Raw genomic sequence first — 22641 nt, forward strand, 5'->3', positions numbered from 1 at the left:
CAGGATTGTCGGCGATGTAGCCGGTCCGCTGGGGCCCCTACCGCAGCAGCGTCAGTTCACCGCGAACCGAACACCTTCTTCAGGATCGCGCTGCCGGTGCCCACCGGGTCGCGGCGGATCTTCTTCTCCTCCTCGCCGATGAGGCGGAAGAGGCCGTCCAGCGCCTTGCCGGTGACGTATTGCTGGATGTTGGCGTCGTCGCCGCGCACGAGGCCGAAGCCCGAGGCCTTCTTCGCGACGGCGTTGTACTTGTCGGCCAGCGCCACCTTCTCGGTGGCCTTGGTGACGATGGGCAGGAACTGCGCGTGCAGCGGCTCGCGGGTCTTGCCGGCGAAGAAGTTCGTCGCCGAATCGTCACCGCCACGCAGGATCTTCAAGCCGTCCTCCACGCTCATGTCCTTCACGGCCCTGACCAGCAGCGGCTTGGCCGCCGGCACGGCGGCCTCGGCGGCACGGTTCATGGCGGTGACGAGTTCACCCAGCCGGGCGCCCTGGCCAGTGGCTTTCAGCAGCTTGGCCGCGTCCTTCAGGTAGCCGGGCAGCTCGATCTTCACGAGCGGGTTGCCGAGGAAGCCGTCCTGCCGGCCCAGCAGCGCCACGGCGGCGACGGCGCCGCGCTCCAGCGCCGTGCGGATGCCGGCGTTGGCGTCACCCTCGGTCAGGTTCAAGCCCCAAGCCGGGCGCTGCAGCAGCAGAAGGGTGGGGGCGCTGGCGAGGATGATGCGACGTTGCATGGCGGTCTCCGGTCAAACTGCGGCGATCTTGCCACCGCCCGGAGTCATGCCGCTGCGTGTTGAAGGGCTCGCTTGTGGCCGTACATGCGCTGATCGGCCAGCTCGATGAGCTGGGCGGCATCGGCGCCGTCCTCGGGGAAGCAGGCGGCGCCCACGCTGGCAGCCACGCGCAGCAGGCGGCCTTCGAACTCGAAGCTGCCGTTGATCTGCTGGGCCAGCCGACCCAGCGTGGCCTCCAACCCGCCCTCCGCCGCCAGCGGGCGCAGCAACACGCCGAACTCGTCGCCGCCCAGCCGCGCCGCCGTGTCGGACTGACGCACGCCAGCACTCAGCCGGCGCGAGAACTCCTGCAGCGCCGCGTCGCCGGTGCGGTGGCCGAAGCGGTCGTTGATGGGCTTGAGGCCGTCCATGTCCAGCATCAGCACGGCCAGCGGCTTGCCGTCGCGCACGGCCTGCGCCAGCGAGGAGCGCACCCGGTCCAGGAACAGCGAACGGTTGGGCAGGTCGGTCAGGCCGTCGTGCGTGGCCTTGTGAAAGAGTTCGTGCGGCGCATAGCGGCTCGCGAAATACATGGCCGCGCCGACCTGCTCGGACAGCATGTCCAGCAGCACGACATGGCGCTCATCGAAGTGCGCGACCCGGGCCGACAGGGCCTTCAGCACGCCCACCGTCTCGCCGCCATGCCGCAGCGGCACGACGACCATGGAGCGCACGCCCAGCCTTTCGCAGGCGGCGCGGTCGGTGCGCGGGTCGGTCAGTGCGTCGTCGCAACGCAGCGCCCGGCCGTCGCGCACGCACAGGCCCGACAGGCTGGCACCGCGCCTGAGCCGCAGCCCCACGGCACCACTGCCCATGCCGGCGGCAGCGCGGTAGACCATGTCCTCGCCCTCGGCCAGTTCGACGACGCCGCCATCGGCCCCGACCAGGCTGAGCGTGCGCTGCACGACCAGGTTCATGACGCCGCCCAGATCCAGGCCCAACCGGGTCACCTCGGTCTGGATGGCGATCACCTCCAGCAGTTTTTCTCGGCTCGGCAACGATTTCTCCCACCCGGCAGAGCGCCACGCTCTGTCCGGCTCACAACCCAAGGTCGTGAATTTTCACATTCGACAGAAACGGCGTCGACAGGGGTTTGCTCCCTGAAGAGCGCTCGTCAGCCAAGCCGGGCCAGCCGCTCGGTCAGCAGCGCGAAGAAGCCGTCCGAATCGACGTGGCGCAGCACCTGGGCATTGGCGGGCAGGCAGGTCACGCCCCACCAGTCGATGACGGTCATGCCGCGCGTCAGCTCGCTTTGCGTCTCGACGCGCACGTTGCAGTCGCGGCTGGTGAACAGCTCGGGGCGCAGCAGCCAGGCGATGACGCAGGGGTCGTGCAGCGGGCCGCCGTCCTGGCCGTACTTCTCTTCGTCGTAGCGCTCAAAGAACTCCATCCATGCGGCCACGACGGCGCCAGCGCGGTTGCCCAGCGAACGGATGGCTTCGATGCGTCTGGCCGTCGTCAGCGCCTCGTGCGTGACGTCCAGCGGCGCCATCGTGACGGGTACGCCACTGGTGAAGACCTCGTGCGCCGCCTGCGGGTCGACGTAGATGTTGAACTCCGCCGCTGGCGTCACGTTGCCGCCCTCGAAGAAGCCGCCGCCCATCAGCACGATGCGGCGGATGCGCGGCGCGATGTCGGGCGCCTGGCGCAGCGCCAGCGCGATGTTGGTCAGCGGGCCGAGCGGGCACAGCGTCACGGTGCCGGACTCGCGTTCGCGCAGCGTCTGGATGATGAAGTCGACCGCGTGGCGCGGGTCCAGCGGCAGCGCGGGCTCGGGCAGGTCGACGCCGTTCAGGCCGGTGTCGCCATGCACATGCTCGGCGGTGACCAGGGGCACGTCCAGCGGCCGGTCGGCGCCCGCGCAGACGGGCACATCGGCGCGGCCGGCCAGCTCCATGACCTTGCGGGCGTTGAGCGTGGTCAGCCGCAGCGGCACGTTGCCGGCGACGGTGGTCACGCCCAGCAGCTCCAGCTCCGGGCTGGCGGCGGCCAGCAGCAGGGCGATGGCGTCGTCCTGGCCGGGGTCGGTGTCGATGATGATCGGCAAAGGGGTCATGGGGCGGGCGGAGCGATGTCGAGGTCGATGGCGCCGAACAGGCTGGTGCCGGCGGCGGTCTTGAGGTCCAGGTGCAGGCTGTCGCCTGGGGCGAGGCTCAGGTCCAGCGCGCCCAGGGCCACGCCCGCCACCTGGCCGGCGCGCAGGGCCCGCAGACGTGCCAGCCGGGCCAGCGCTTCGCCGGGCGCGGCGGCCACGTCGCTGGGCACCTGCTTGGCGCCGTTGTGCAAGGCATGCAGCCGGGCCTGCAGGCGGCCGGCGGCCCAGGCGTCGCCCAGTTCGTCGGGCGTGACGACCACCGGCGCAGCCTGAGTGGCGATCAGCTCGCCGTCGATGCGCCAGTCGATGGCGAAGCCCAGCAGGCGCAGCGCGTCCAGCGCCGCTGCGGCATCGCTGGCAGCAGCCAGGTCGCCGGCGATGGCAGCCAGCGCCGGCTCACAGCACGCGGCGGCCCGCAGCGGCTGGTGCGGCGACGCGAAGCTGCCCGCCTCGCGACGCACGCCGCCGCCGGCATCGACGACCGCCCAGCCATAGGCACGCGGCAGTGGCGCCAGGCACTTGTCGGGCTCGAAGTTGAAGGCGTGGCGCAGCTTGCCGTGGTTGAGCTGCACGGCCAGGTCCTCGAGCTGCGGCGCGATGAAGCCCCAGTCGTCCAGCACTTGCTGCAAGCGGGTGGCGATGCCGGTGGCGTAGTGGGCCTGGGTCAGGTCGCGCGACACCACGACGAGGTGGCCGTCGCGCGAGCCGTCGGCGTAGCTGGCAAGTTTCATGGCGGGAGATGCGGGTGATGGCAGCATTGTGCGATGCCCATCCGCCCCGCCCTGCCCCGAGCCGCCTGGCTGGCGCTGGCGGCCAGCGTGCTCGCCCATGCGGTGTTGCTGGGTGGCGAGCGCACGCGCGTGGACGCGCCCCGGCCGGCGCAGGCGGTCAGCATCGCGCGCCTGCTGCCGCCCACCGTGTCGGTGGCGCTGCCCGAGCCTGCGGCCGCGACCCCGCCCACGGCCCGGCCGCGTTCGACCCACCCGGGCAAGCTGGCAGCGCCGCAAGCTGTCGACGCAGCTGCGGCCGACTCACCGCCGCTGCGCCTGGCCGGCCCGGCCGCCTGGCGCTACCGCCTGCGCCAGGGCGGCCAGGACGGCGAGGCACTGCTGGACTGGCAGCCCCAGCCCGATGGCCGCTACAGCCTGCGACTGAGCCGGCGCATCGGCGACCGCGCGCTGCCCGCCTGGGAGAGCCTGGGCCGCACCGGCGGCACCGGGCTGGCGCCCGAGCGCTTCGCGCTGCAGCGCGACGGCCGGGACCGCCAGGCCGTCAATTTCGACGCCGACGGCCGACGCGTCAGCTTTTCGGCCAGCCCGGCGCAGCACGCGCTGCCCGATGGCGCGCAGGACCGCCTCTCCTGGTGGCTGCAACTGGCCGCGCTGGTGCAGGCCGCCCCGGCGCCGGGCGGCCGCTGGCGCATCTGGGTGGCCGGCCTGCGCGGAGAGCTGCGTGAATGGACCTTCGAGGCGGTCGACGCCGGGCCAAATGACGCCGGCATGATCCATCTGCGCCGCCAATCGCTGGGGCCGTATGACCCGGGCATCGATCTGTGGCTTGACCCCGCGCGCGGCTATTGGCCCGTGCGGCTGCGCCAGGGCGACCCCGAGACGCGGGGGTATGAAATCACCCTGGTCGACGTGAACTCCTGACGCTTCCTACATGATGCAGGCGCCGGGGTTGACCCGATCAGACCCCGGTTCTGCCAGTATCTGTACCCACCAGGGCTTGAAACCCCAGGCCCCACCCGCAGTTGAAGCACCAGGGAGAACGCCATGCACATGCTCTACAACTCCGACAGCTTCATCGTCGTCCAGTTCGACGTGCCGACCGACGTGCCCCAGGCCGTCGAGGCGGGGCCGCTGATCAACCGCGGTGGTTTCGAGATCGTCGACAAGTTCGCCCGCAAGGAAATCTTCATCGAGGGCGCGCTGGCCGAGTCCTTCCAGCAGGGCGTGCAAGCCCTCATCGACGGCGGCGAGCCTTCCGAGGACGAACTGGACACCTTCATCGAGCGCTACGCCGTGATGGGCCAGCAGCCGGTCGTGATGCACTGAACGTTTAGGGGGCGGTTTTGACGTTGATCTGCCGCCAACCCTGATACAAGATGGGTCAACGCCGGCCGCTGCAGGCCGCGCAAGGAGCCCATTCGATGGTGAAGCGAGCCGCCGCACAGACATTCCGGGCAGCCGGCACCGTGCTGCCCTCGCCCGGCCTGGACAGCGCCCCGGTGCTGGACCGGATGTGCTCGCAGTTTGTGCTGACACTGACTGTGCGGCACGCCGGCCGCTTCAACCTGCGGCGCGACTTCAACGGCCTGCTGTCCTTCACCGGCCGCCACCTCGTGTGGCCCACGCGCGTGCTGCAGAGGCTGCGCGCCTACCTGGCCCAGCGTTGCACCGGCAACGAGTTGTGGCGCGGTCATGAGGCGCTGTCCGACGAGGCCTTCCTCGACCGCTTCGGCCAGTGGAGCGGCCCTTTCTCCGAAGGCACGCTGTTCTTCTACCTCGATGAATACGTCAAGGACGCGCCCAAGGACATGATGGCCTTGCTGGCCACCACCTGCGAACACCTGGACCGCCAGCTCAAGCGCGAGTCCACGCTGGTGGAGAAGAACATCGCCGCTTTGGGCACGCTGCTGCAGCTGAACCCGGCCGAGCGCGCCATCCTGCTGTACGGCACGCTGGCCCGCTACCAGCGCGAGCTGCGCGGGGCGCTGGTGGAGTTCAAGGTCAACACGGCGCAGGAGGCCTTCGCGGCCATCGCGGCGGTGGCCGGTGTCGACGAGCGCGAAGTCGCCGAGGCGCTGCGTGCCGGCTCGCGGCTGGAGCGCATCGGCATGGTCGAGAACCTGATCTCCGAGCACAACATCACCGACCTGGCCGACCTGATGAAGGTCAGCGACCAGCTGCCGCCGGTGCTGATGCGCGAATACCAGGGCCCGCACGACCTGATGGCCGTGTTCACCCGGCCGGCCACGCCGAGCGCGCTGGCCAGCGGCGACTTCCAGTTCGTCGCCGAAGACCTCGACCTGCTGCAAGGCCTGCTGCGCCGGGCCGTGGCGACGCATGCCACCGGCGTCAACGTGCTGCTCTACGGCCCGCCCGGCACCGGCAAGACCGAGCTGGCCAAGGTGGCCGCCGCCGCCGCCGGGCTGGACTTGTACGAGGTCGAGTACGCCGACCGCGACGGCAATTCGCTGTCCGGCCGCGACCGCTACCGCTCGCTGCAGATCAGCCAGGTCTTCCTGAAGGCCAGCGCCAATGTCGCGCTGCTGTTCGACGAGGTGGAGGACGTGTTCCCTCCCCTGTCCAGCGACACGGCCTCGCTGCTGAGCCGGCTGGACGCCAGCGCCGAGGGGGCGTTAAGCAACTCGGTCAGCGGCAAGGCCTGGGTCAACCAGATCCTGGAAACCAACCCCGTGCCGGTCATCTGGGTCACCAACCGCATCGAGCAGATCGACCCGGCCTTCCGGCGCCGTTTCCAGTACCACCTTGAATTGAAGTCACCGCCGCCCGGCGCGCGGCGCGGCCTGGTGGCCAAGTCCCTGGGCGAGGTCGTCGTCAGCGAGGCCTTTGTCGCCAAGCTGGCCGAGCGGCCGGGGCTCACCCCGGCGCAGATCCGCACCGCCGTGCGCTTTGCGCAACTGGCCGGTGCGGCGGATGACGCCGAGAAATTGATCGAGCGCCAACTGCTCAACGCCGACAAGGCGCTGGGCCGCGACGACGGCGGCAGCGTCGCGCGGCCCTGCGTGACGAGCTACGCGCTGGACCTGCTGAACTGCGAAAGCCGCTTCGAGATCCCGCGCATCGTCGAGGCGCTGCAGCGCAAGGGCCGGGGCCAGCTGTGCTTCTACGGCCCGCCCGGCAGCGGCAAGACGGCCCTTGCCGAGCACATCGCGCAGGCGCTGGGCCGGCCGCTGATGGTCAAGCGCGCCAGCGACATCGCCAGCAAATTCGTCGGCGAGACCGAGCAGAACATGGCGCGCATGTTCGAGACGGCGCAGAGCGAAGGCGCCGTGCTGCTGCTGGACGAGGCCGACAGCTTCCTCCGCAGCCGCAAGCGGGCGGAGCGCAACTACGAGGTGAGTGAGGTCAACGAGATGCTGGCCGGCATGGAGCGCTTCAGCGGGCTGTTCATCTGCACGACCAATCTCTTCGACGACCTGGACGAGGCGGCGCTGCGGCGCTTCGCGTTCAAGATCCGGTTCAAGGCATTGAAGCCAGAGCAGCGAGTGACGATGTTCGAGCGCGAGGCGGGGGTTGCGCCGGACGATGAGCAGCGCTCACGACTGCTGGCGATGGACTGCCTGACGCATGGCGACTTCGCGGCCGTGAGGCATCAGGTCGAGATCCTCGGCGAGGCCTTCACGCCGGATGAGTTCCTGGCTCAGTTGGAGGCGGAGCATCGGGCGAAGCCGGAGGTCCGCGAGAGGCGCGGCATCGGCTTCAGGTAGTGCGGGTCGCGGCCCGCACTAAGCGGGTTCGTGCCGCCAGACCGGGAACGCCAGCGCAAAACCTTCTTCTTCGAGCGAATCAACTATCGCGTTGATCTCATCGCGCCCCACCTCTGCGGGCACATCGATGGCGAACATCGAGAACTTCTCGAAGGTAGCTAACGAACATCCCATTTCGAGCAGTCGCTTCTCCGGCAGTGAGAAGTCAAGGGAATCGTTGTTCAACACCCGAACCAGTGAGTGCCCTGACGACTTCACCAGTTCGAACTCGAAAATCTGCCCGTTGACAGGGTCATGCTGGGCGCGGAACACATCGCCGACCGCAAGACCACGGATGAAGAGCGGAACGTTCTTGAGTGAGTACAAGTCTCCGTCTCGCTCACACCAAACGCCTTCTGCCGCAACAGGCGGCCAGCCATCGTCAACATCCAAGGCAAAAAGCAGCATTTCCATGATCGCTCGCGTCGGGCCGTCAGATGGGCTTGAAATAGTAGGTTGTCGAACACAACGGCCCATCCGGCATCAACGCGTAGTTTGGAATATCCCCCGCCTTGAGCCACCCCAGCCGCTCGTAGACCCGCGACGCATCGCTGCCGGTGACGGTGTCCAGTACCAGCGTCGTCTTGCCCAGCTCACGCGCCCTCGCCTCCAGCGCACGCAACAGCCGCTCGGCCAGACCCTGGCGGCGGGCGCGTCGGTGGACCAGCATCTTGCTGACGTCCGCGCGGTGCGGCTGGTTGTCCGGCATGTCGACAACGAGAGACAGCGTGCCGCAGATGCGGCCGGCCTCGTCCTCAGCGACGAAAAGGTGGCGCTCGCCGGCCGCGACACCCGCGGCGACCTTGCGCCAGAAGGCTTCCGGGCGCCCTGAAGCCAGCGGCAGCATGAAGCCGACCGACGCGCCGCCTTCGACGCAATCGCGGAGCACCTCGGCCAGTTCGACCACGCGGGCCAGCGCCTCGGCGGCGTCGAGTTCGCGGATGACAACAACGCTCATGGCCGGGCTCCGGTGAGGGCGACGAGGTAGCGGGCCGGCTTGCTGCCGGGGTTGTGGAAGCGGATGGGCGCGTCCAGGCGCACGGCCAGGCAGTCGCCCGGGTTGAGCTGCCACTGCTCAGCGCCGTGGGCGATTTCCATGACGCCGTCGATCATCCAGACGAGCTGGTGGATGTCGGTGTCGCGCTCGGAGGTCTCGAAGGCGACGCGCTGGCCGGCGGGGAAGATGACGTCCACCAGTTGCAGCGGCGACACGCCGGGGGGCGACACGTTGCGGCGGATGTAGCCCGAGGCGGGGTCGCTCCACACCGGCTGGTCGGCCACGCGAGCCAGCGGCGACGGCGCTGCGGGCGCGGGGCCTACCTCGAACATCGACGCGACGCTGACGCCCAGCGCCGATGCGAGCTTGTCCAGCACGACGGCCGTGGGGCTGCTCTGGCCGCGCTCGATCAGCGAGATGTTGGAGCGGCTGACGCCGCTCTTGTGCGCCAGCGCGTCCAGCGACAGGTCGGCCGCCGCGCGCAGCTCGCGCAGCCGGCGGCCTATGAGCTCGGTGATGTTGTCCTTGGTCATGCAATCCAGTTTACTGGAAACAATCCTCCATCAAACTGGAATGGCGCGCTCGACGGCGCGGCGCCAGGCGGGGTCGGGCCAGCGCCGGCCTAGGCGCCAGGCGGCGTGGGTGAGCTTGATGACGTGGGCGTCGTCCTGGGCGCAGGCCGCGGCGACCAGCGCCGGCCAGGGGCGGCTGAGCGGGCGGTCCAGCGTCAAGGCCGGCGTGGCACCGCTGGCGAGCAGGCCGGCTGCGGCGGCGACGCTGAAGCCGCGCGCAAGGTCGGGCGTCGGCCACCAAGGCTGCAGCACGCTCATCGCGTGGCTGGCCGTCAGCAGGTGCAGCACGGTGAAGTTGCGGGTGGCGGCGTAGGTGCGGGCGGCGAGCAGCGCGAGCTCGCGCAGCGTGTCGGGGCCGTGGCGCAGGCGACCGGCGATGGCGGCGAAATCGGGTGAGCCGCGCCAGGCCTGCATGCGACCGGAGATGAGGGTGCTGCTTGGGTAGGCGGGGCGCGGCAGCGTCGCCAGCGCCTGCAGCCAGTCGGGCAGGTCCAGCGGCGGGCCGTCATCGGTCGTCGCCAGCGGCATGAAGTGCGATGCCCAGTGCGCCAGACCAGCGGCCAGCTCGCCCTCGTGGCCGGCCAGCACGGCGTGGCCCGTGCGGATGAGCCCGTGAAAGGCGATGGCGCCGGTGCCGGGCAGCAGCAGCGCCAACGCCTCGAGCAGCGCGGCACCCGAACCCAACTCGGCGATGCGCGCCGTGAAGTGGGCGCGCCAGGCGGCGTCGCTGTCCGCCCGGCCCAGGTCGCTCTCGATAGTGATGCGCGCCGGCCGCGCGGCGATGCGCGGCTCCAGCGGGGCTTCGCCGGCCTCCGTGAAGGCCTGCAGCCGCGCGGCCGATGCGCCCAGCTCCAGCAGCGCCTGCTGGGCCATCGGCAGATGGTTGCTCATCTGGCCGCGGTAGGTGGCGGACAGCGCCTGGCCGGCGTCGAGCAGGTGGTGCAGCTGGGCGATGCTGGCGGGGGCAATGGTTTTCATCAGCACGGGAACCTCGTCCGTGGGAACATGGCCGCCATGCTCGAAGTTGAAGTGAACTTGAAGTCAAGCACCACGCTGCTGACGATTGGCCAGTTGGCCCAGCGCGCGGGCGTCGCGACAAGTGCCTTGCGGTTTTACGAAGCCGAGGGGCTGCTCACCGGCAGCCGCAGTTCGGGCGGCCACCGGCAGTACCCGCGCCATGCACTGCGCCGTGTCGCCTTCATCCGTGCGGCTCAAACAGTCGGGCTGACGCTGCCGCAGATCAAGGCCACGCTGGCCACGCTGCCCGATGGGCGCACGCCCACCAAGGCCGACTGGGCGCGACTGTCCGCCAGCTGGGCGCCGCTGCTGGATGCGCGCATCGCCGCGCTGCAGCAGTTGCGTGAGCGACTGACGGGCTGCATCGGCTGCGGCTGCCTGTCGCTGAAGGCCTGCGCGCTCTACAACCCCGAGGACAAGGCCGGCGGCCAGGGCGTCGGAGCGAGGCTTCTGCGCATCGAAACGAACGGTTGACCCTTAGGCGACGACCGAATATCACTTCCAGGCGAAAATCCCGGGGTTAACCCCGTCAAGAACACCGCCCATGAGTGCCTTCCACGAAGAGACCGTCCTGACCGTCCACCACTGGACCGACCGCCTGTTCAGCTTCACGACGACGCGCGACCAGGCCCTGCGTTTTTCCAATGGCCACTTCACGATGATTGGCCTGAAGGGCGAGAACGGGAAACCGCTGCTGCGTGCCTACAGCATCGTCAGCGCCAACTACGAGGAGCAGCTGGAGTTTCTGAGCATCAAGGTGCCGGACGGCCCGCTGACGTCCAAGCTGCAGCACATCAAGCCGGGCGACAAGATCGTCGTCGGCCGCAAGCCCACGGGCACGCTGCTGATCGACTACCTGCTGCCGGGCAAGACCCTCTACCTGCTGGGCAGCGGCACGGGCCTGGCGCCTTTCATCAGCATCGTGCGCGATCCGGCGACGTATGAGCGCTTCGAAAAGGTCGTCATCGTGCACGGCGTGCGCGAGGTGGCCGAGCTGGCCTATCACGACCACCTCACGGTGGACCTGCACCAGCACGAGTTCCTCGGCGAGTTCGCCAGCGAGCAGTTGCTGTACTACCCGACCGTGACGCGCGAGCCCTACAAGAACATGGGCCGCATCACCGACCTGATCCAGACCGGCAAGCTGCAGGCCGACCTGGGCCTGCCGCCGCTGAACCCGGAGAACGACCGCATCATGCTGTGCGGCAGCCCGGCGCTGCTGAAGGACATGCAGGAGATGCTGGACATCCGCGGCTTCAAGGAAGGCAGCACGACGACGCCGGGCGACTACGTCATCGAGCGGGCCTTTGTAGAGAAGTGAGCCCCTCGCCCAGGCTTGCGCGCTGAACGCGGCAAGCCTGGTCGGTCCCCCGAGGGGACGGCGATGCTCGCGGGGAATGCCCCGCTCGCACATCGCCTGCGGGCCGGCTTGGGAGCGGCCCGGCGCTCGGCCCGCACTCAAGGCGCAGTCACATGCCCTTGAACAAGTGCGTATAGCTGCGGCTGACTTCCAGCTTCTCCGTCAGCCCCTTCACCCCCACCAGCTGCCGCCCGCGGAAGTCGCGCGTGATGCCGTCGATGGCGCGGGCGTTGACGAGCGTGGAGCGGTGGATCTGCCAGAAGAGCTGCGGGTCCAGCTCGTCGACCAGCTCCTTGATGGGCTTGCGGATCAAGGCCTCGACCTTGGCCGTCTGCACGCGGGTGTACTTCTCGTCGCTGATGAAGAACAGCACGTCCTCCACCGGGATCATCTGTATGGCCTGGCCGACCGTCGCCTGGATCCACTGCAGGTACTGCGGCTTGGCGGACGGGTTGATCTGGCCGGACAGCTTGTGCAGCAGCTGCTGCAGCGGCACCGGGGCGCTGTCGCTGAAGTCGGCTGACGGCGCCTCGCGCTGGGCCAGGCGCTTCTTGATGCGCGCCACGGTCAGCTGCAGGCGCTCGCGCTCTGCCGGCTTCAGCACGTAGTCGGCCACGCCCTGCTCGAAGGCCTCGACCGCGTACTGGTCGTAGGCGGTGATGAAGACGATCTCGGGCACCAGCCAGTCGTCGTCCTCGGGCAGCTGGGCGATCTGCCGGGCCGCGTCCACGCCCGTGAGGCCGGGCATGCGGATGTCGAGGAAGACGAGGTCGGGCTTGTGCTCTCGCGTCAGCTCGACCGCTTCGAGGCCGTTCTTGGCCTCCGCGACGATCTCCAGCTCGGGCCAGACCTCGGTGAGGCGGCTGCGCAGCTGTTCGCGCATCAGGCGTTCGTCGTCGGCCAGAACGGCGCGGATGGGTGCATTGCTCATGCCGACGATGCTACTAGCTCAAACCGGCTCCCTGCGCGCCGCGCTGTTCGCGCGGCGGCGGTTGCGCAGCACGATGAAGAGCAGCAGGCCCAGCAGGATCAGCGGCGAACCGAGCAGCGCGCCGACGCCCAGCAGGCCGCCGACGATCAGCGTCAGCACACCCCCGACGATGAGCAGCGGCAAGGCCACACCCAGCAGCAGCACCAGCGGCAGCACGACGATGCAGACCAGGCCGGCGACGAACAGGCCGATGCTGGCGCCCAGCCAGTCGCCGAAGTCGCTGCCGCCGAAGAACAGCTCGTCGTCGTTCAGCACGATGTGCATGTCGGAGCCGTGGTGGTTGAGCAGCGCGAAGCCACCAAACATCGCCATCAGCACCATCAGCCCGGTGGCGATGAACAGGATCTTGAACAAGGTCTTCATGATGCGACTCCTTCGTCGTTGCGGCTGCGGTAGGGCACGGTGATCGTGACGACCGTGCCGCTGGGTTGGTTCTCGGTGACGGTGACGCTGGCCTTGCTGCCGTGCAGCAGTTGCAGGCGTTCGCGGATGTTGGCCAGGCCCACGCCGGTGCCGCTGGTGGCGGCGCGGCCGAAGCCCAGGCCGGTGTCGGCGACCGTCACGGCCAGCTTGCCGTGCAGGATCTCGGCCTTGACCTTGAGGCTGCCGCCCTCGGCCTTGGGCTCCAGGCCGTGCTTGATGGCGTTCTCCACCAGGCCTTGGATCATCATGGGCGGGAACTCGGCGGACAGCAGGCCCTCGGGCACGTCGATCTCGGTCTGCAGGCGCTCTTCCATGCGCACCTTCAGGATTTCGAGATAGGGCCGGATGACGGCCAGCTCGCGACCCAGGTCGCGCACCGCGCCGCTGGCATTGGCCTCACGCATCGTCGGCATGGAGGCCCGCAGCAGCGCAATGAGGTTCTTCTGCATCTGACTGGCGCGCGGCGGGTCGGTCTCGATGAGGTGGTCGATGCTGGCCAGCGTGTTGAACAGGAAGTGCGGCTCGACCTGGGCCTGCATCGCGGCCATGCGGGCCTCGACGACCTGGCGCTTCAGCGCCTCGCTCTCGGCCGTCTCGGTGGCCTGGGCGGCTTTCACCTCGGCCTGGATGCGGCCCTTGTACATCGCCTTGATGACGGCGGACGCCAGCACCCACAGGATGGCCAGGTCGACCAGCGAGTCGCCCATGCGGATGACGGTGATCTTGCGGCGGGACTCGGCCTTCGCCTCGCTGAACTCGGCGGTCGCTTCCTCCAGCGCCCGCTGCGCGTCGGCGGCCTGCTCCTGCGCCTGGCGCACCTCTTCGGCGTCGTGCTTGAGCTGCTGCAGCTTGTCCTTGGCCTCGTCCAGCGCGGCGCCGATGTCCTCGGGCTTGGCGCTCTTTGGGAAGTCGATCTCGATGGCGGGAGCGGCGCCGTCGGCGGCGCTGGCGCCGGACGCGGCCGGCACGGGACGGATGTGCACGCCGCGCTCGTCGATCTTCACCTCGTAGGGCACGCTCTTGGCGGCCTTCCTGGCCTGCTCGGCCGCCTGCTTGGCCTTCTCGGCCGCCTTCTTGAGCTGGCGGCGCGCGTCGCCGGGGTCCTGCTCCTCGACCTGTTCGCTGATGCGCCAGGTGAAGGGCGGCAGGTTCTTCAGCACATTGATACCGATCAGCAGCGCCAGTGACAACAGCACGAAGCGCTTCCAGCTGATACCAACAAGCCAGCCGGCGTAGGCATGGAAGTAGCGCAGCACTGCGGCGGAAAAGCGCTGCCAGCGCTCGAGCCAGAGCTTCTGCTGGGGGCTGGGGGTGAAGGAGGTACTCATGGCCGTTTTCTTGTCGTTGGGGCCACTGTAAGCAGGCGCTCAAGGCGGCGTGGCGCCGGAGCGACGCGCCGGCCGGTGCGGGTGACGAACTGCAGGGATGCCCGACAGGCCGCTAGCCGTGGCGTGACGCCCGTGTGACGCCTGCGGGAATACGTCACGGATAGCGCCTTCCGCCCAGCAAAAAGCCCGCCGAAGCGGGCTCGTGAGCGGGAGGTCGGCAGCGCTTACTGCTTGATGGCTTCGACCTGGATCAGCAGGCGCACGCTGTCCGGGATGCCGGGCAGGCCGTAGCTCATGCCCCACTGGCTGCGCAGGATGGTGGCCTCGAAGTCGCCGCCGCAGACCTCGCGCTTCAGGCGCGGGTTCTCGTAGCAACCGAAGCTGGAGGCGGTCAGCGTGACCGGCTTGGTCACGCCGCGCAGCGTCAGCTCACCGGCCACGCTGGCGAGCTTGTCGCCACTGAAGGTGAACTTGTCGCCGACGAACTTGGCTGTCGGGAACTCCTCGGCGGCGAAGAAGTCCTTGCTCTTCAGGTGCCCGTCGAAGGGGCCGATGCCGGTGGAGATGGAGGCCATGTCGAGGGTGAACTCGACCTTGCCGGTCTTGGCGGCCTTGTCCAGCGTGACGGTGCCTTCCTTCTTGTCCCAGCGGCCGCGGTTGGTGCTGACGCCGAAGTGCTTGGCTTCGAACACGACTTGCGTGTGCGTCGGGTCGATGGCGTAGGTGGCGCTCTGGGCCTGGGCGGCGCCAACGGCGGCGAGCAGGGCGGTGAGCAGCAGGGCATTCTTCATGGGTGAGGGCTCCGGGGGTGGGGAAGGAAAAAGTGAAAGACCAGCTTAGATGCCGGCAAAGGACAGCTTGAATTTGACGGTGACATCGTTGGCGACGACCGAGGTGTCGGCCCATTCGCCGTCGCCGATCTTGAAGTCCAGACGCTTGATGGGCACTGCGCCCGAGGCAACGCCATTGGCGAGCATGATGGGCACGACGATGTCGCGCACGGCGCCCTTGATGGTCAGCTTGCCGGCCACGTCGTACTTGCCGGCGCCGGTGGGCTTGATGCCGCTGGACACAAATGTGGCCTTGCCGTTGCGCTTGGTGTCGAACCACGGCGCCTTGACGACCTCGGCATCGAAGCTAGCGTCGCCCAGCGACACGCTGCCCAGGTCCACCGTGAAGGCGATCTTGCCGGCCTCGGGCTTCTTGGGATCGAAGTCGAGCTGAGCGTCGAACTTGGTGAACTTGCCGTCGACCGGCACACCCATTTGCTTGAAGGTGAAGCTGAGGTCGCTCTTGGCGGGCTGCAGCGTGGCGGCCTGGGCAGGCACAAGTGCAGCGGCAAGGAGCAGTGCAGAGAGAAGTTTGGTCATGTGGGATTCCTGTTCAGGAGCGGCGCAGCGACATGCGGGCCAGCAGCCCGTCGCGGTCGATGAAGCGGTGCTTGAGGGCGCCGCCGACATGGGCCAGCACGAGCAGGGCCAAGCCGTAGGCGGCGAACTTGTGCAGTTCCTTCAGCGTGTCGGCCAGCGCCTTGTCCTTGGGCACGAAGTCGGGCAGCGGCAGCACGCCGAACCAGACGATGGGAAAGCCCGCCGCCGAGCTGTAGGCCCAGCCCAGCAGCGGCACGGCGAAGAAGGTGACGTAGAGCAGCGTGTGCGTGGCATGTGCGGCGCGCGCCTGCCAGGCGGGCATGGGCAGGTCGGCCGGCGGGCGGTGCGTCAGGCGCCACAGCAGGCGCACGGCGGCCAGCGCCAGGATGGTGACGCCGGCCCATTTGTGCCAGTTGTAGAGCTTGAGCCGCGTCATGGAGAACGCCAGGTCGGCCATGTAGAAGCCGACGCTGAAGGTGCCGATGATGGCCAGCGCCATCAGCCAGTGCAGCACGACGGCGACGGGGGTGTAGCGGGTGGCAGTGCTCATCATGGCTCGCAGTGTGTTCCTCGCTGACCGGCGGGCGGTTCACCCGGGTTGTCGCCATTGTTCAGCGATTTTGAATCGCCCCTGTTCGCCCTGCTTTTGAAATGACCCGCCGCACCACTGGGTTTGACCCAGTTGCGCCGGACAAGGGCGCGGCCAGACAGTCGGGCACGTCGGCGGGGCGCCCAGCCGCACGATTCGTTGAAGGCGCAGTCAAATATTTCAAATTGGAGACAAGCCCATGACCCAGAAACCCAGTGCACGTCGTCGCTTCATCAAGACAGCCGCCGCCACGACGGCCGGAGCCGGCGCGCTGGCCATGCCGATGATCTCGACCGCGCAGACCACCAGCCTGCGCTTCCAGTCGACCTGGCCGGCGAAAGACATCTTCCACGAGTACGCCCAGGACTTCGCCAAGAAGGTCAACGACATGGCCGGCGGCCGCCTGAAGATCGAGGTGCTGCCCAGCGGCTCGGTGGTGCCGGCCTTCCAGCTGCTGGACGCCGTCAACAAGGGCACGCTGGACGGCGGCCACGGCGTGGTGGCCTATCACTACGGCAAGAACACCGCGCTGGCGCTGTGGGGCTCGGGCCCGGCCTTCGGCATGGACCCGAACATGCTGCTGGCCTGGCACAACTACGGCGGCGGCAAGGCCATGCTGGCCGAGATCTATGCGGCGCTGAACATCGATGTCGTGTCCTTCCTGTACGGCCCCATGCCCACGCAGCCGCTGGGCTGGTTCAAGAAGCCCATCGGCAAGCCGGAAGACCTCAAGGGCCTGAAGTTCCGCACCGTCGGCCTGGCGGTCGACGTGTTCAAGGAACTGGGCGCAGCGGTCAACCCGCTGCCCGGCGGCGAGATCGTGCCGGCGCTGGACCGCGGCCTGATCGATGCGGCCGAGTTCAACAATGCGTCGTCCGACCGCCTGCTGGGCTTTGCCGACGTGGCCAAGAACTGCATGCTGCAGAGCTTCCACCAGAGCGGCGAGCAGTTCGAGATCCTGTTCAACAAAGCGAAGTACGACGGCCTGCCGGCCGAACTGAAGGCCGTCATCGACTACGCCGTGCAGGCCGCCAGCGCCGACATGAGCTGGAAGGCCATCGAGCGCAACAGCACCGACTACAACGAGCTGAAAAAGGCCGGCGTGAAGTTCTACAAGACGCCCGACAGCGTGCTGCGCGCCCAGCTGGCCGCCTGGGACAAGGTCACCAAAGCCAAGGCCGCCGAGAACCCGCTGTTCAAGAAGGTGCTGGACAGCCAGAAGGCCTTTGCCCTGCGCGCGGGCGGCTGGCAGAACGACTACACGGTGGACTACAAGATGGCCTGGAATCACTACTTCCGGGCCCCGGCCAAGAAGGCCTGACACCCGGTGACACCAAGGGGCCTCGCGCCCCTTTTTCCTGACCGCACATGAAAAAACTGCTGCTCGCCGTGGACCGCCTGTCCACCTGGATAGGCCAGGCCTTTGCCTGGCTGATCGTGGCGCTGACCGCCTTGATCAGCTGGGAAGTGTTCTCCCGCTACATCCTCAACACGCCGCACGACTGGAACCTGGACGCCCAGTTGATGGGTTATGGCACGTTGTTCATGATGGCCGGCGCCTACACGCTGGCCAAGGCCGGCCATGTGCGCGGCGACGTGCTCTACGGCTTCTTCAGGCCGCGCACGCAGGCGGCCATCGACCTGCTGCTCTACATCGTGTTCTTCATGCCCGGCATCGTCGCGTTGACGTGGGCCGGCTGGACCTTCTTCCAGGATGCGCTGGCCATCCGCGAGTCCACCTTCAGCGCCACACCGCTGCCGGTCTACCCCTTCAAGGCCGTCATTCCGCTGGCCGGCGGCCTGCTGCTGCTGCAGGGGGTCGTGGAGATCGTGCGCTGCGTGCAATGCCTGCAGCAGGGCCACTGGCCCAGCCGTGAGCAGGACGTCGAAGAGGTCGACGTCGACAAGCTCAAGCAGATGGTCCACGCAGACGGAGCGCGGTCATGAAGATCCGCAAGGAACTCTGGTTCGGCTTCGTGCTGATGGGGCTCATCATTGCCGGCACGGGCTTCGTGCTGCTCAGTGCCGAGCAGCTGACCCGCGGCCACCTTGGCCTCACCATGCTGGCGCTGGTCGTCGTGGCCATCATGCTGGGCTTCCCCACCGCCTTCACGCTGATGGGCATGGGCATGCTCTTCACCTGGCTGGCCTACGACTTCGACACCGGCAAGATGATGGCGCTGATGGTGCAGAGCGCCTTCAAGGTGATGGGCAACGACGTGCTCATCTCCATCCCGCTGTTTGTCTTCATGGGCTACCTGGTCGAGCGGGCCAACCTGATCGACAAGCTGTTCAAGAGCCTGCACCTGGCCATGGCCCGCGTGCCCGGCTCGCTGGCGGTGGCCACCATCTTCACCTGCGCCATCTTCGCCACCGCGACCGGCATCGTCGGCGCCGTCGTCACGCTGATGGGCTTGCTGGCGCTGCCGCAGATGCTCAAGGGCGGCTACGACGTGCGCGTGTCGGCCGGCGCCATCACGGCCGGCGGCTGTCTGGGCATCCTGATCCCGCCGTCGGTCATGCTCATCGTCTACGGCGCCACGGCGGGCGTGTCGGTGGTGCAGCTGTATGCCGGCGCCTTCTTCCCCGGCCTGATGCTGGCGGGCTTGTACGTGCTCTACGTGGTCGTGCTGGCCAAGCTCAAGCCGGCGCTGATGCCGCCGCTGTCGGCCGAGGCCCGCCATGTCGACCTGCCCGGCCTGGCCGCGCGCCTCAGCGGGGGCCGCGTGCGGCTGGCCCTGCCGGCGCTGCTGCAGGCTCTGGGCCGCGAGCGCGACAAGGCCCCGGTGCTACGGCAGCTGGGCGTGGCCCTGCTGCCGGTGGCCCTGGTGCTGCTGATCGCCGGCGTCGGCTGGCTGCATGCGCACAATCCGAGGGCGGTCGAGCTGCCGTCGGCCGACGCGCCGCAGGCCATGGGCGTGGAGGCGCCTCAGCCCAGCGAAGGCGGCCTGGCCGAGCCTCCCGCGGAAGCAGACGGGCTGGCCGAGCCGCCGCGTGAAGAAGAGGCCGGCGTCGCCGAGCCTCCAGGCGCCGAAGCCGTCGCCAACGAGCCTGCCGCAGCGGACATCGCCGAGCCGCCAGCCGAAGCGGCCAGCGCGCCGGCACCCAGCGGCAACGGCTGGGTGGGCTGGGCCGTCTCGGCGGCCTGCCTGTTTGCCTTCTACGCGATGCTCAGCTTCCAGCGCCTGGAGATCTTCAAGCTGCTGCTGACCAGCTTCTTCCCGCTGCTGGTGATGATCCTGGCGGTGCTGGGCTCCATCGTCTTCGGCCTGGCCACGCCCACCGAGGCGGCAGCCGTGGGCGCCTTCGGCGGCTATGTGCTGGCAGCCATCTACTCGGTCATCCACAAGCGCGAGCCCGGCCAGCGCCGGCCGGTCTTCATCGTCTGGCTGCTGCTGTGGCTGCCGCTGCTGGGCTGCATCGCCTGGTATGTGGCGCACAAGGAGGGGCTCACCGCAACTGCAGTGAGCCCGGCCCTGGGCGCCATCGCCGGTGGCGGCATCCTGCTGTGGGCGCTGATGGCCTATCGCCAGGCGCGGCTGCAGACCGAAGTGAAGGAGTCGGTCTTCCTGACCGCCAAGACCAGCGCCATGGTGTGCTGGCTGTTCGTCGGCTCGGCCATCTTCTCGGCGGCCTTCGCGCTGCTGGGCGGGCAGGACCTGGTGGAGAAATGGGTGCTGGGCATGAACCTCAGCAAGACCGAGTTCCTGATCCTCAGCCAGATGATCATCTTCATCCTCGGCTGGCCGCTGGAGTGGACGGAGATCATCGTCATCTTCATGCCCATCTTCATCCCGCTGCTGGACCACTTCGGCGTGGACCCGCTGTTCTTCGGCCTGCTGGTGGCGCTGAACCTGCAGACCGCCTTCCTGAGCCCGCCGGTGGCCATGGCGGCCTTCTACCTGAAGGGCGTCGCCCCGCCGCATGTGACGCTGAACCAGATCTTCGTTGGCATGCTGCCCTTCATGGCCATCCAGGTCATCGCCATCGTCATGCTCTACCTCTGGCCCGCCATCGGCCTGTGGCTGCCTAAGGTGCTTTACGGCTGACCAGCGTGACGCCGCCGAGCACGAGCAGCGTGCCGACGGCGATCCATGCGTTCATCGGCTCGCCCAGGACGAGCACGCCCATGATCAGCGTGCTCATCGGCCCCACCATGCCGACCTGCGACGACAGCGGCGCGCCGATGCGGGCGATGGCCAGCATCACCATCAGCACCGGCGCCACCGTGCAGGCCGTCGCGTTGAGCAGCGACAGCCACAGCACCAGCTCGGGCACGGCGGCGGCGGACAGCGGCTTGAGCAGCAGGAACTGGGCTATGCACAGCGCGCAGGCCACGCTGCTGGCCAGGCCCGCGAGGCGCATGGACCCCAGGCGCTGCACGACCTTGCCGCTGAGCGCCAGGTAGATCGCATAGCTGACCGCACTGGCGAACACCAACGCCGTGCCGATGGCCGTGTTGGCGCCGTCGAAGCTCAGTTCGTGCGCGAACACCGCGACGACGCCGGCATAGCTGATCGCCATCGCAATCACCTGCCGCGCCTGCAACCGGTGCTTGAAGAACACCACCGAGATCAGCAGCACCAGCGTCGGGTTGAGGTACAGGATCAGGCGCTCCAGGCTGGCCGAGATATAGGCCAGGCCGGCGAAGTCCAGGTAGCTGGCCAGGTAGTAGCCGCTGAAGCCCAGCACGCCGATGTCGCGCCAGTCCCGGCGCGTCAACGCCGGCTTGCCCCGGCCCGCCCACCAGGCCATGGCCAGGAAGAACGGCAGCGCCAGCAGCATGCGCCACATCAGCAGCGTGATGGGGTCCACGCCGTGCCGGTAGGCCAGCTTGACGATGATGGCCTTGCCGGAGAAGCCGATGGCGCCCAGCACGGCCAGCGCAAGCCCCAGCCAGCGGCGATTGGAGGCGGTCTGGGGCGGCGGAGCGGCGGGCATGACGCGGCCCAGTCTAGGCGCGGGCGCCGGCGCCCCGTCTCTTGACTGGTGAAGCCTGGCTTTCGCGCCGCTCAGGGCTTGCAGGAAGTTTGCAGCGGCGCCGGGTTCTGGCGGCGGTAAAGCTCGGCCTGCTGGGCGTGCAGCTGCTGCAGCTCGGCGGCGTACTCGGGCCGCTGCAGGTAGCCGCGCACCCCGGCCAAGGCCGCGACGGCGGGCGACTGACGCGCTATCTGCAGGTACAGCGGCGCGCCGCCCAGCGTGCGCGGCAGCACCCGCACCTGCTGCTCGCAGCCGTGCGCCCGCAGCATCTGCTCGCCGGCCTCGCGCGCCGTGGCGAGCGCATCCAGCCGCCCGGCCAGCAGCTTGCGCAGGTTCATCGTCTCGCTGAGCGCGTTGTCCACCCGGGCGTGGCGGGCCAGTTGGCGGTCGACCTCGCTCCCCAGGCTGACCCCGTGCCCCACGCCGATGCGCAGCCCGCTCAGGTCGGACCATTGCTCGAACCGCAAGCGGCTGTCACGGCGCACGAACAGCGCCGCCTCGTTGCGCGCCAGCGCCGGCTCGACCACTGCGGCGTACTCGCGCCGCCTCGGGGTGTCGAAGGCGCAGACGATGGCATCGACCTGTCCGCGCTCGACCAGCGCCTGGCAGCGCGACCAGGGGCCCACGTCGTCGACCCGCAGCGTCCAGCCCGCCGCCGCGAACGCGCGCTTCGCCGCCTCGACGCAGACGCCGTGAAGCTGCCCCTGGTGCGCCCAGCTCATGGGCTGGGCCGCCGGATGCGCGCAGCCGCGCACGGTGCGATCGGCAGCGGCGGACCCGGCCGCCAGCGCAGCGGCCAGACCCAGCAGGACGAGCGATGGACGATGCGGCACGGTGGCAACTCCCGGGTGAGGCCCGATGCTAAGGTCAACGCAGCCCGTAGGCCGCCCTCAGCCTGGCCGCGCCGCCGTTGGCCTCCAGCGCCTGCATCGCGGCGACGACGCGGGCCAGGCGCTGCGCCGGAAGCCCGGGCGTGTAGGCCAGCAGCAGGTCCTGGCGGCGGAAGACGGTCGGCAGGATGCGCACCTGCGCCTGCAAGTCCATGGCCTGTATCGTGCGCTGCAGCAGCGACTCCGAGTCGTACAGGAAGCGCGCCCGGCCGCTCAGCAGCTTGCGCAGGTTCTGCTCCAGGCTGGTCGCACCGTCATCGACGTCCAGGCCGGCCTCGCCTCTGAGGAAGTCGGCATAGCCGCTGCCCTTGGTGGTGAGAACGCGCCCCTCGCCGCGCAACGCGCGCAGGTCGGCAAAGCCGCGCACCTGCTCGGCCTGCGCGTCCGACGTGAGCACCGCCACCTGGTGGTGGATGGCATACAGCCGCGGGCTGTCGACGAAGCGGTACAGCGCCTCGCGTTCGGGTGTCCTCAGCATGGCGAAGAACACGTCGATGCGGCCGGCCGCCAGGTCTTGCTCGATGCGCGGCGTCGGCAACATCTGCTGCAGGCCGGAGAAGTCCAGCCCCGCATCGACGCGCTTCAGCGCCTGGATGTAGTCGATGCAGAAGCCCTGCGGCCCCGGGGCGCCCGGGTTGTACTTGTGCGCGAACCCGGCCTGGGCAGCGGAGCGCAGCAGCAGCGGCTCGGCCGGGGCGGCCGCGAGCCACCCGGGCAGCAGACCTAATTGCAGGGTGAGGCGGCGGCGCATGGCCGGCACT

25 protein-coding genes are annotated in these 22641 nt (G+C 68.8%); 8 read left to right on the forward strand and 17 right to left on the reverse strand.

The genetic code is table 11. From position 1 onward, the window contains the following. Positions 1-56: 56 nt before the first annotated feature. The 4 genes from ACG00Y_RS16585 to ACG00Y_RS16600 form a co-directional block, all read right to left on the reverse strand. A complete protein-coding gene (locus ACG00Y_RS16585) occupies positions 57-734 on the reverse strand; it encodes a DUF4197 domain-containing protein (protein WP_394480686.1) in 678 nt (225 codons plus the stop codon). A 44-nt stretch (positions 735-778) separates the two neighbouring features. Further along, a complete protein-coding gene (locus ACG00Y_RS16590) occupies positions 779-1771 on the reverse strand; it encodes a diguanylate cyclase domain-containing protein (protein ID WP_394480688.1) in 993 nt (330 codons plus the stop codon). A gap of 116 nt (positions 1772-1887) precedes the next feature. Next, positions 1888-2829, reverse strand: coding sequence for a nucleoside hydrolase (locus ACG00Y_RS16595; RefSeq protein ID WP_394480690.1), 942 nt, complete (start codon positions 2827-2829; stop codon positions 1888-1890). Beyond that, the gene (locus ACG00Y_RS16600) at positions 2826-3599 is read right to left on the reverse strand and encodes a fumarylacetoacetate hydrolase (protein WP_394480692.1); all 774 of its coding nucleotides are present in this window, start codon (positions 3597-3599) and stop codon (positions 2826-2828) included. Before ACG00Y_RS16600 ends, ACG00Y_RS16595 begins: the two co-directional genes overlap by 4 nt. 33 nt (positions 3600-3632) lie before the next feature. On the opposite strand from ACG00Y_RS16600, the gene ACG00Y_RS16605 reads away from it, so the two are divergent. The 3 genes from ACG00Y_RS16605 to ACG00Y_RS16615 all read left to right on the forward strand — a co-directional run bounded on the left by ACG00Y_RS16605 (position 3633) and on the right by ACG00Y_RS16615 (position 7324). After that, positions 3633-4520: a DUF3108 domain-containing protein gene (locus tag ACG00Y_RS16605; protein ID WP_394480693.1), complete on the forward strand. Its 888-nt coding sequence runs from the start codon at positions 3633-3635 to the stop codon at positions 4518-4520. Between the two features lie 123 nt (positions 4521-4643). Then, positions 4644-4925 carry a BTH_I0359 family protein gene (locus tag ACG00Y_RS16610; RefSeq protein WP_394480694.1) on the forward strand — a complete coding sequence of 94 codons (282 nt, stop codon included), beginning with the start codon at positions 4644-4646 and terminating at the stop codon, positions 4923-4925. 95 nt (positions 4926-5020) lie between these two features. Further along, positions 5021-7324 (forward strand): ATP-binding protein, encoded by a 2304-nt coding sequence (locus ACG00Y_RS16615; protein WP_394480695.1) that lies wholly within the window; start codon positions 5021-5023, stop codon positions 7322-7324. 18 nt (positions 7325-7342) lie between these two features. Here ACG00Y_RS16615 and ACG00Y_RS16620 read toward each other — a convergent pair whose 3' ends face one another. The 4 genes from ACG00Y_RS16620 to ACG00Y_RS16635 are packed head-to-tail and all read right to left on the reverse strand — an operon-like array spanning position 7343 to position 9910. Further along, positions 7343-7777 (reverse strand): DUF4265 domain-containing protein, encoded by a 435-nt coding sequence (locus ACG00Y_RS16620; RefSeq protein ID WP_394480696.1) that lies wholly within the window; start codon positions 7775-7777, stop codon positions 7343-7345. A 19-nt stretch (positions 7778-7796) separates the two neighbouring features. Further along, a complete protein-coding gene (locus ACG00Y_RS16625; RefSeq protein ID WP_394480697.1) occupies positions 7797-8321 on the reverse strand; it encodes a GNAT family N-acetyltransferase in 525 nt (174 codons plus the stop codon). Continuing rightward, a complete protein-coding gene (locus ACG00Y_RS16630; RefSeq protein WP_394480698.1) occupies positions 8318-8893 on the reverse strand; it encodes a helix-turn-helix domain-containing protein in 576 nt (191 codons plus the stop codon). Before ACG00Y_RS16630 ends, ACG00Y_RS16625 begins: the two co-directional genes overlap by 4 nt. Before the next feature lie 30 nt (positions 8894-8923). After that, complete coding sequence (locus ACG00Y_RS16635) at positions 8924-9910, reverse strand: questin oxidase family protein (RefSeq protein ID WP_394480700.1); 987 nt, start codon at positions 9908-9910, stop codon at positions 8924-8926. 57 nt (positions 9911-9967) lie between these two features. On the opposite strand from ACG00Y_RS16635, the gene soxR reads away from it, so the two are divergent. Next, positions 9968-10423: a redox-sensitive transcriptional activator SoxR gene (soxR, locus tag ACG00Y_RS16640; protein ID WP_394480702.1), complete on the forward strand. Its 456-nt coding sequence runs from the start codon at positions 9968-9970 to the stop codon at positions 10421-10423. A 70-nt stretch (positions 10424-10493) separates the two neighbouring features. Further along, positions 10494-11270 carry a ferredoxin--NADP reductase gene (locus tag ACG00Y_RS16645; RefSeq protein WP_394480703.1) on the forward strand — a complete coding sequence of 259 codons (777 nt, stop codon included), beginning with the start codon at positions 10494-10496 and terminating at the stop codon, positions 11268-11270. Positions 11271-11418: 148 nt separating this feature from the next. Here ACG00Y_RS16645 and ACG00Y_RS16650 read toward each other — a convergent pair whose 3' ends face one another. The 6 genes from ACG00Y_RS16650 to ACG00Y_RS16675 all read right to left on the reverse strand — a co-directional run bounded on the left by ACG00Y_RS16650 (position 11419) and on the right by ACG00Y_RS16675 (position 15971). Further along, positions 11419-12240 (reverse strand): LytR/AlgR family response regulator transcription factor, encoded by an 822-nt coding sequence (locus tag ACG00Y_RS16650; RefSeq protein ID WP_394480705.1) that lies wholly within the window; start codon positions 12238-12240, stop codon positions 11419-11421. Positions 12241-12258: 18 nt separating this feature from the next. Next, positions 12259-12663: a hypothetical protein gene (locus tag ACG00Y_RS16655; RefSeq protein ID WP_394480706.1), complete on the reverse strand. Its 405-nt coding sequence runs from the start codon at positions 12661-12663 to the stop codon at positions 12259-12261. Beyond that, a complete protein-coding gene (locus tag ACG00Y_RS16660; protein ID WP_394480708.1) occupies positions 12660-14051 on the reverse strand; it encodes a sensor histidine kinase in 1392 nt (463 codons plus the stop codon). Before ACG00Y_RS16660 ends, ACG00Y_RS16655 begins: the two co-directional genes overlap by 4 nt. A 224-nt stretch (positions 14052-14275) precedes the next feature. Beyond that, the gene (locus tag ACG00Y_RS16665) at positions 14276-14842 is read right to left on the reverse strand and encodes a YceI family protein (protein ID WP_394480710.1); all 567 of its coding nucleotides are present in this window, start codon (positions 14840-14842) and stop codon (positions 14276-14278) included. 45 nt (positions 14843-14887) lie between these two features. Further along, a complete protein-coding gene (locus tag ACG00Y_RS16670; RefSeq protein ID WP_394480712.1) occupies positions 14888-15421 on the reverse strand; it encodes a YceI family protein in 534 nt (177 codons plus the stop codon). A gap of 13 nt (positions 15422-15434) precedes the next feature. Beyond that, on the reverse strand, positions 15435-15971 hold the full coding sequence (locus ACG00Y_RS16675; protein WP_394480714.1) for a cytochrome b: 537 nt from the start codon (positions 15969-15971) through the stop codon (positions 15435-15437). A gap of 238 nt (positions 15972-16209) precedes the next feature. Here ACG00Y_RS16675 and ACG00Y_RS16680 point away from each other — a divergent pair, with 238 nt between their 5' ends. From ACG00Y_RS16680 to ACG00Y_RS16690, 3 genes are read left to right on the forward strand one after another with little or no spacing between them, the layout of a single operon-like run. Beyond that, positions 16210-17331 carry a TRAP transporter substrate-binding protein gene (locus ACG00Y_RS16680; protein ID WP_394480715.1) on the forward strand — a complete coding sequence of 374 codons (1122 nt, stop codon included), beginning with the start codon at positions 16210-16212 and terminating at the stop codon, positions 17329-17331. 47 nt (positions 17332-17378) lie between these two features. Continuing rightward, on the forward strand, positions 17379-17957 hold the full coding sequence (locus tag ACG00Y_RS16685; protein WP_394480717.1) for a TRAP transporter small permease subunit: 579 nt from the start codon (positions 17379-17381) through the stop codon (positions 17955-17957). After that, positions 17954-20059: a TRAP transporter large permease gene (locus ACG00Y_RS16690; protein ID WP_394480719.1), complete on the forward strand. Its 2106-nt coding sequence runs from the start codon at positions 17954-17956 to the stop codon at positions 20057-20059. The genes ACG00Y_RS16685 and ACG00Y_RS16690 overlap by 4 nt, the downstream gene beginning before the upstream one ends. Here ACG00Y_RS16690 and ACG00Y_RS16695 read toward each other — a convergent pair. The 3 genes from ACG00Y_RS16695 to ACG00Y_RS16705 all read right to left on the reverse strand — a co-directional run bounded on the left by ACG00Y_RS16695 (position 20040) and on the right by ACG00Y_RS16705 (position 22631). Beyond that, a complete protein-coding gene (locus ACG00Y_RS16695) occupies positions 20040-20951 on the reverse strand; it encodes a DMT family transporter (RefSeq protein WP_394480720.1) in 912 nt (303 codons plus the stop codon). The genes ACG00Y_RS16690 and ACG00Y_RS16695 overlap by 20 nt on opposite strands. Positions 20952-21022: 71 nt before the next feature. Then, positions 21023-21823 (reverse strand): substrate-binding periplasmic protein, encoded by an 801-nt coding sequence (locus ACG00Y_RS16700; protein WP_394480722.1) that lies wholly within the window; start codon positions 21821-21823, stop codon positions 21023-21025. 34 nt (positions 21824-21857) lie between these two features. Next, positions 21858-22631, reverse strand: coding sequence for a substrate-binding periplasmic protein (locus ACG00Y_RS16705; protein ID WP_394480723.1), 774 nt, complete (start codon positions 22629-22631; stop codon positions 21858-21860). Positions 22632-22641: the final 10 nt, after the last annotated feature.

Source organism: Pelomonas parva, assembly GCF_043555835.1.
Classification (GTDB): domain Bacteria; phylum Pseudomonadota; class Gammaproteobacteria; order Burkholderiales; family Burkholderiaceae_C; genus Pelomonas; species Pelomonas parva.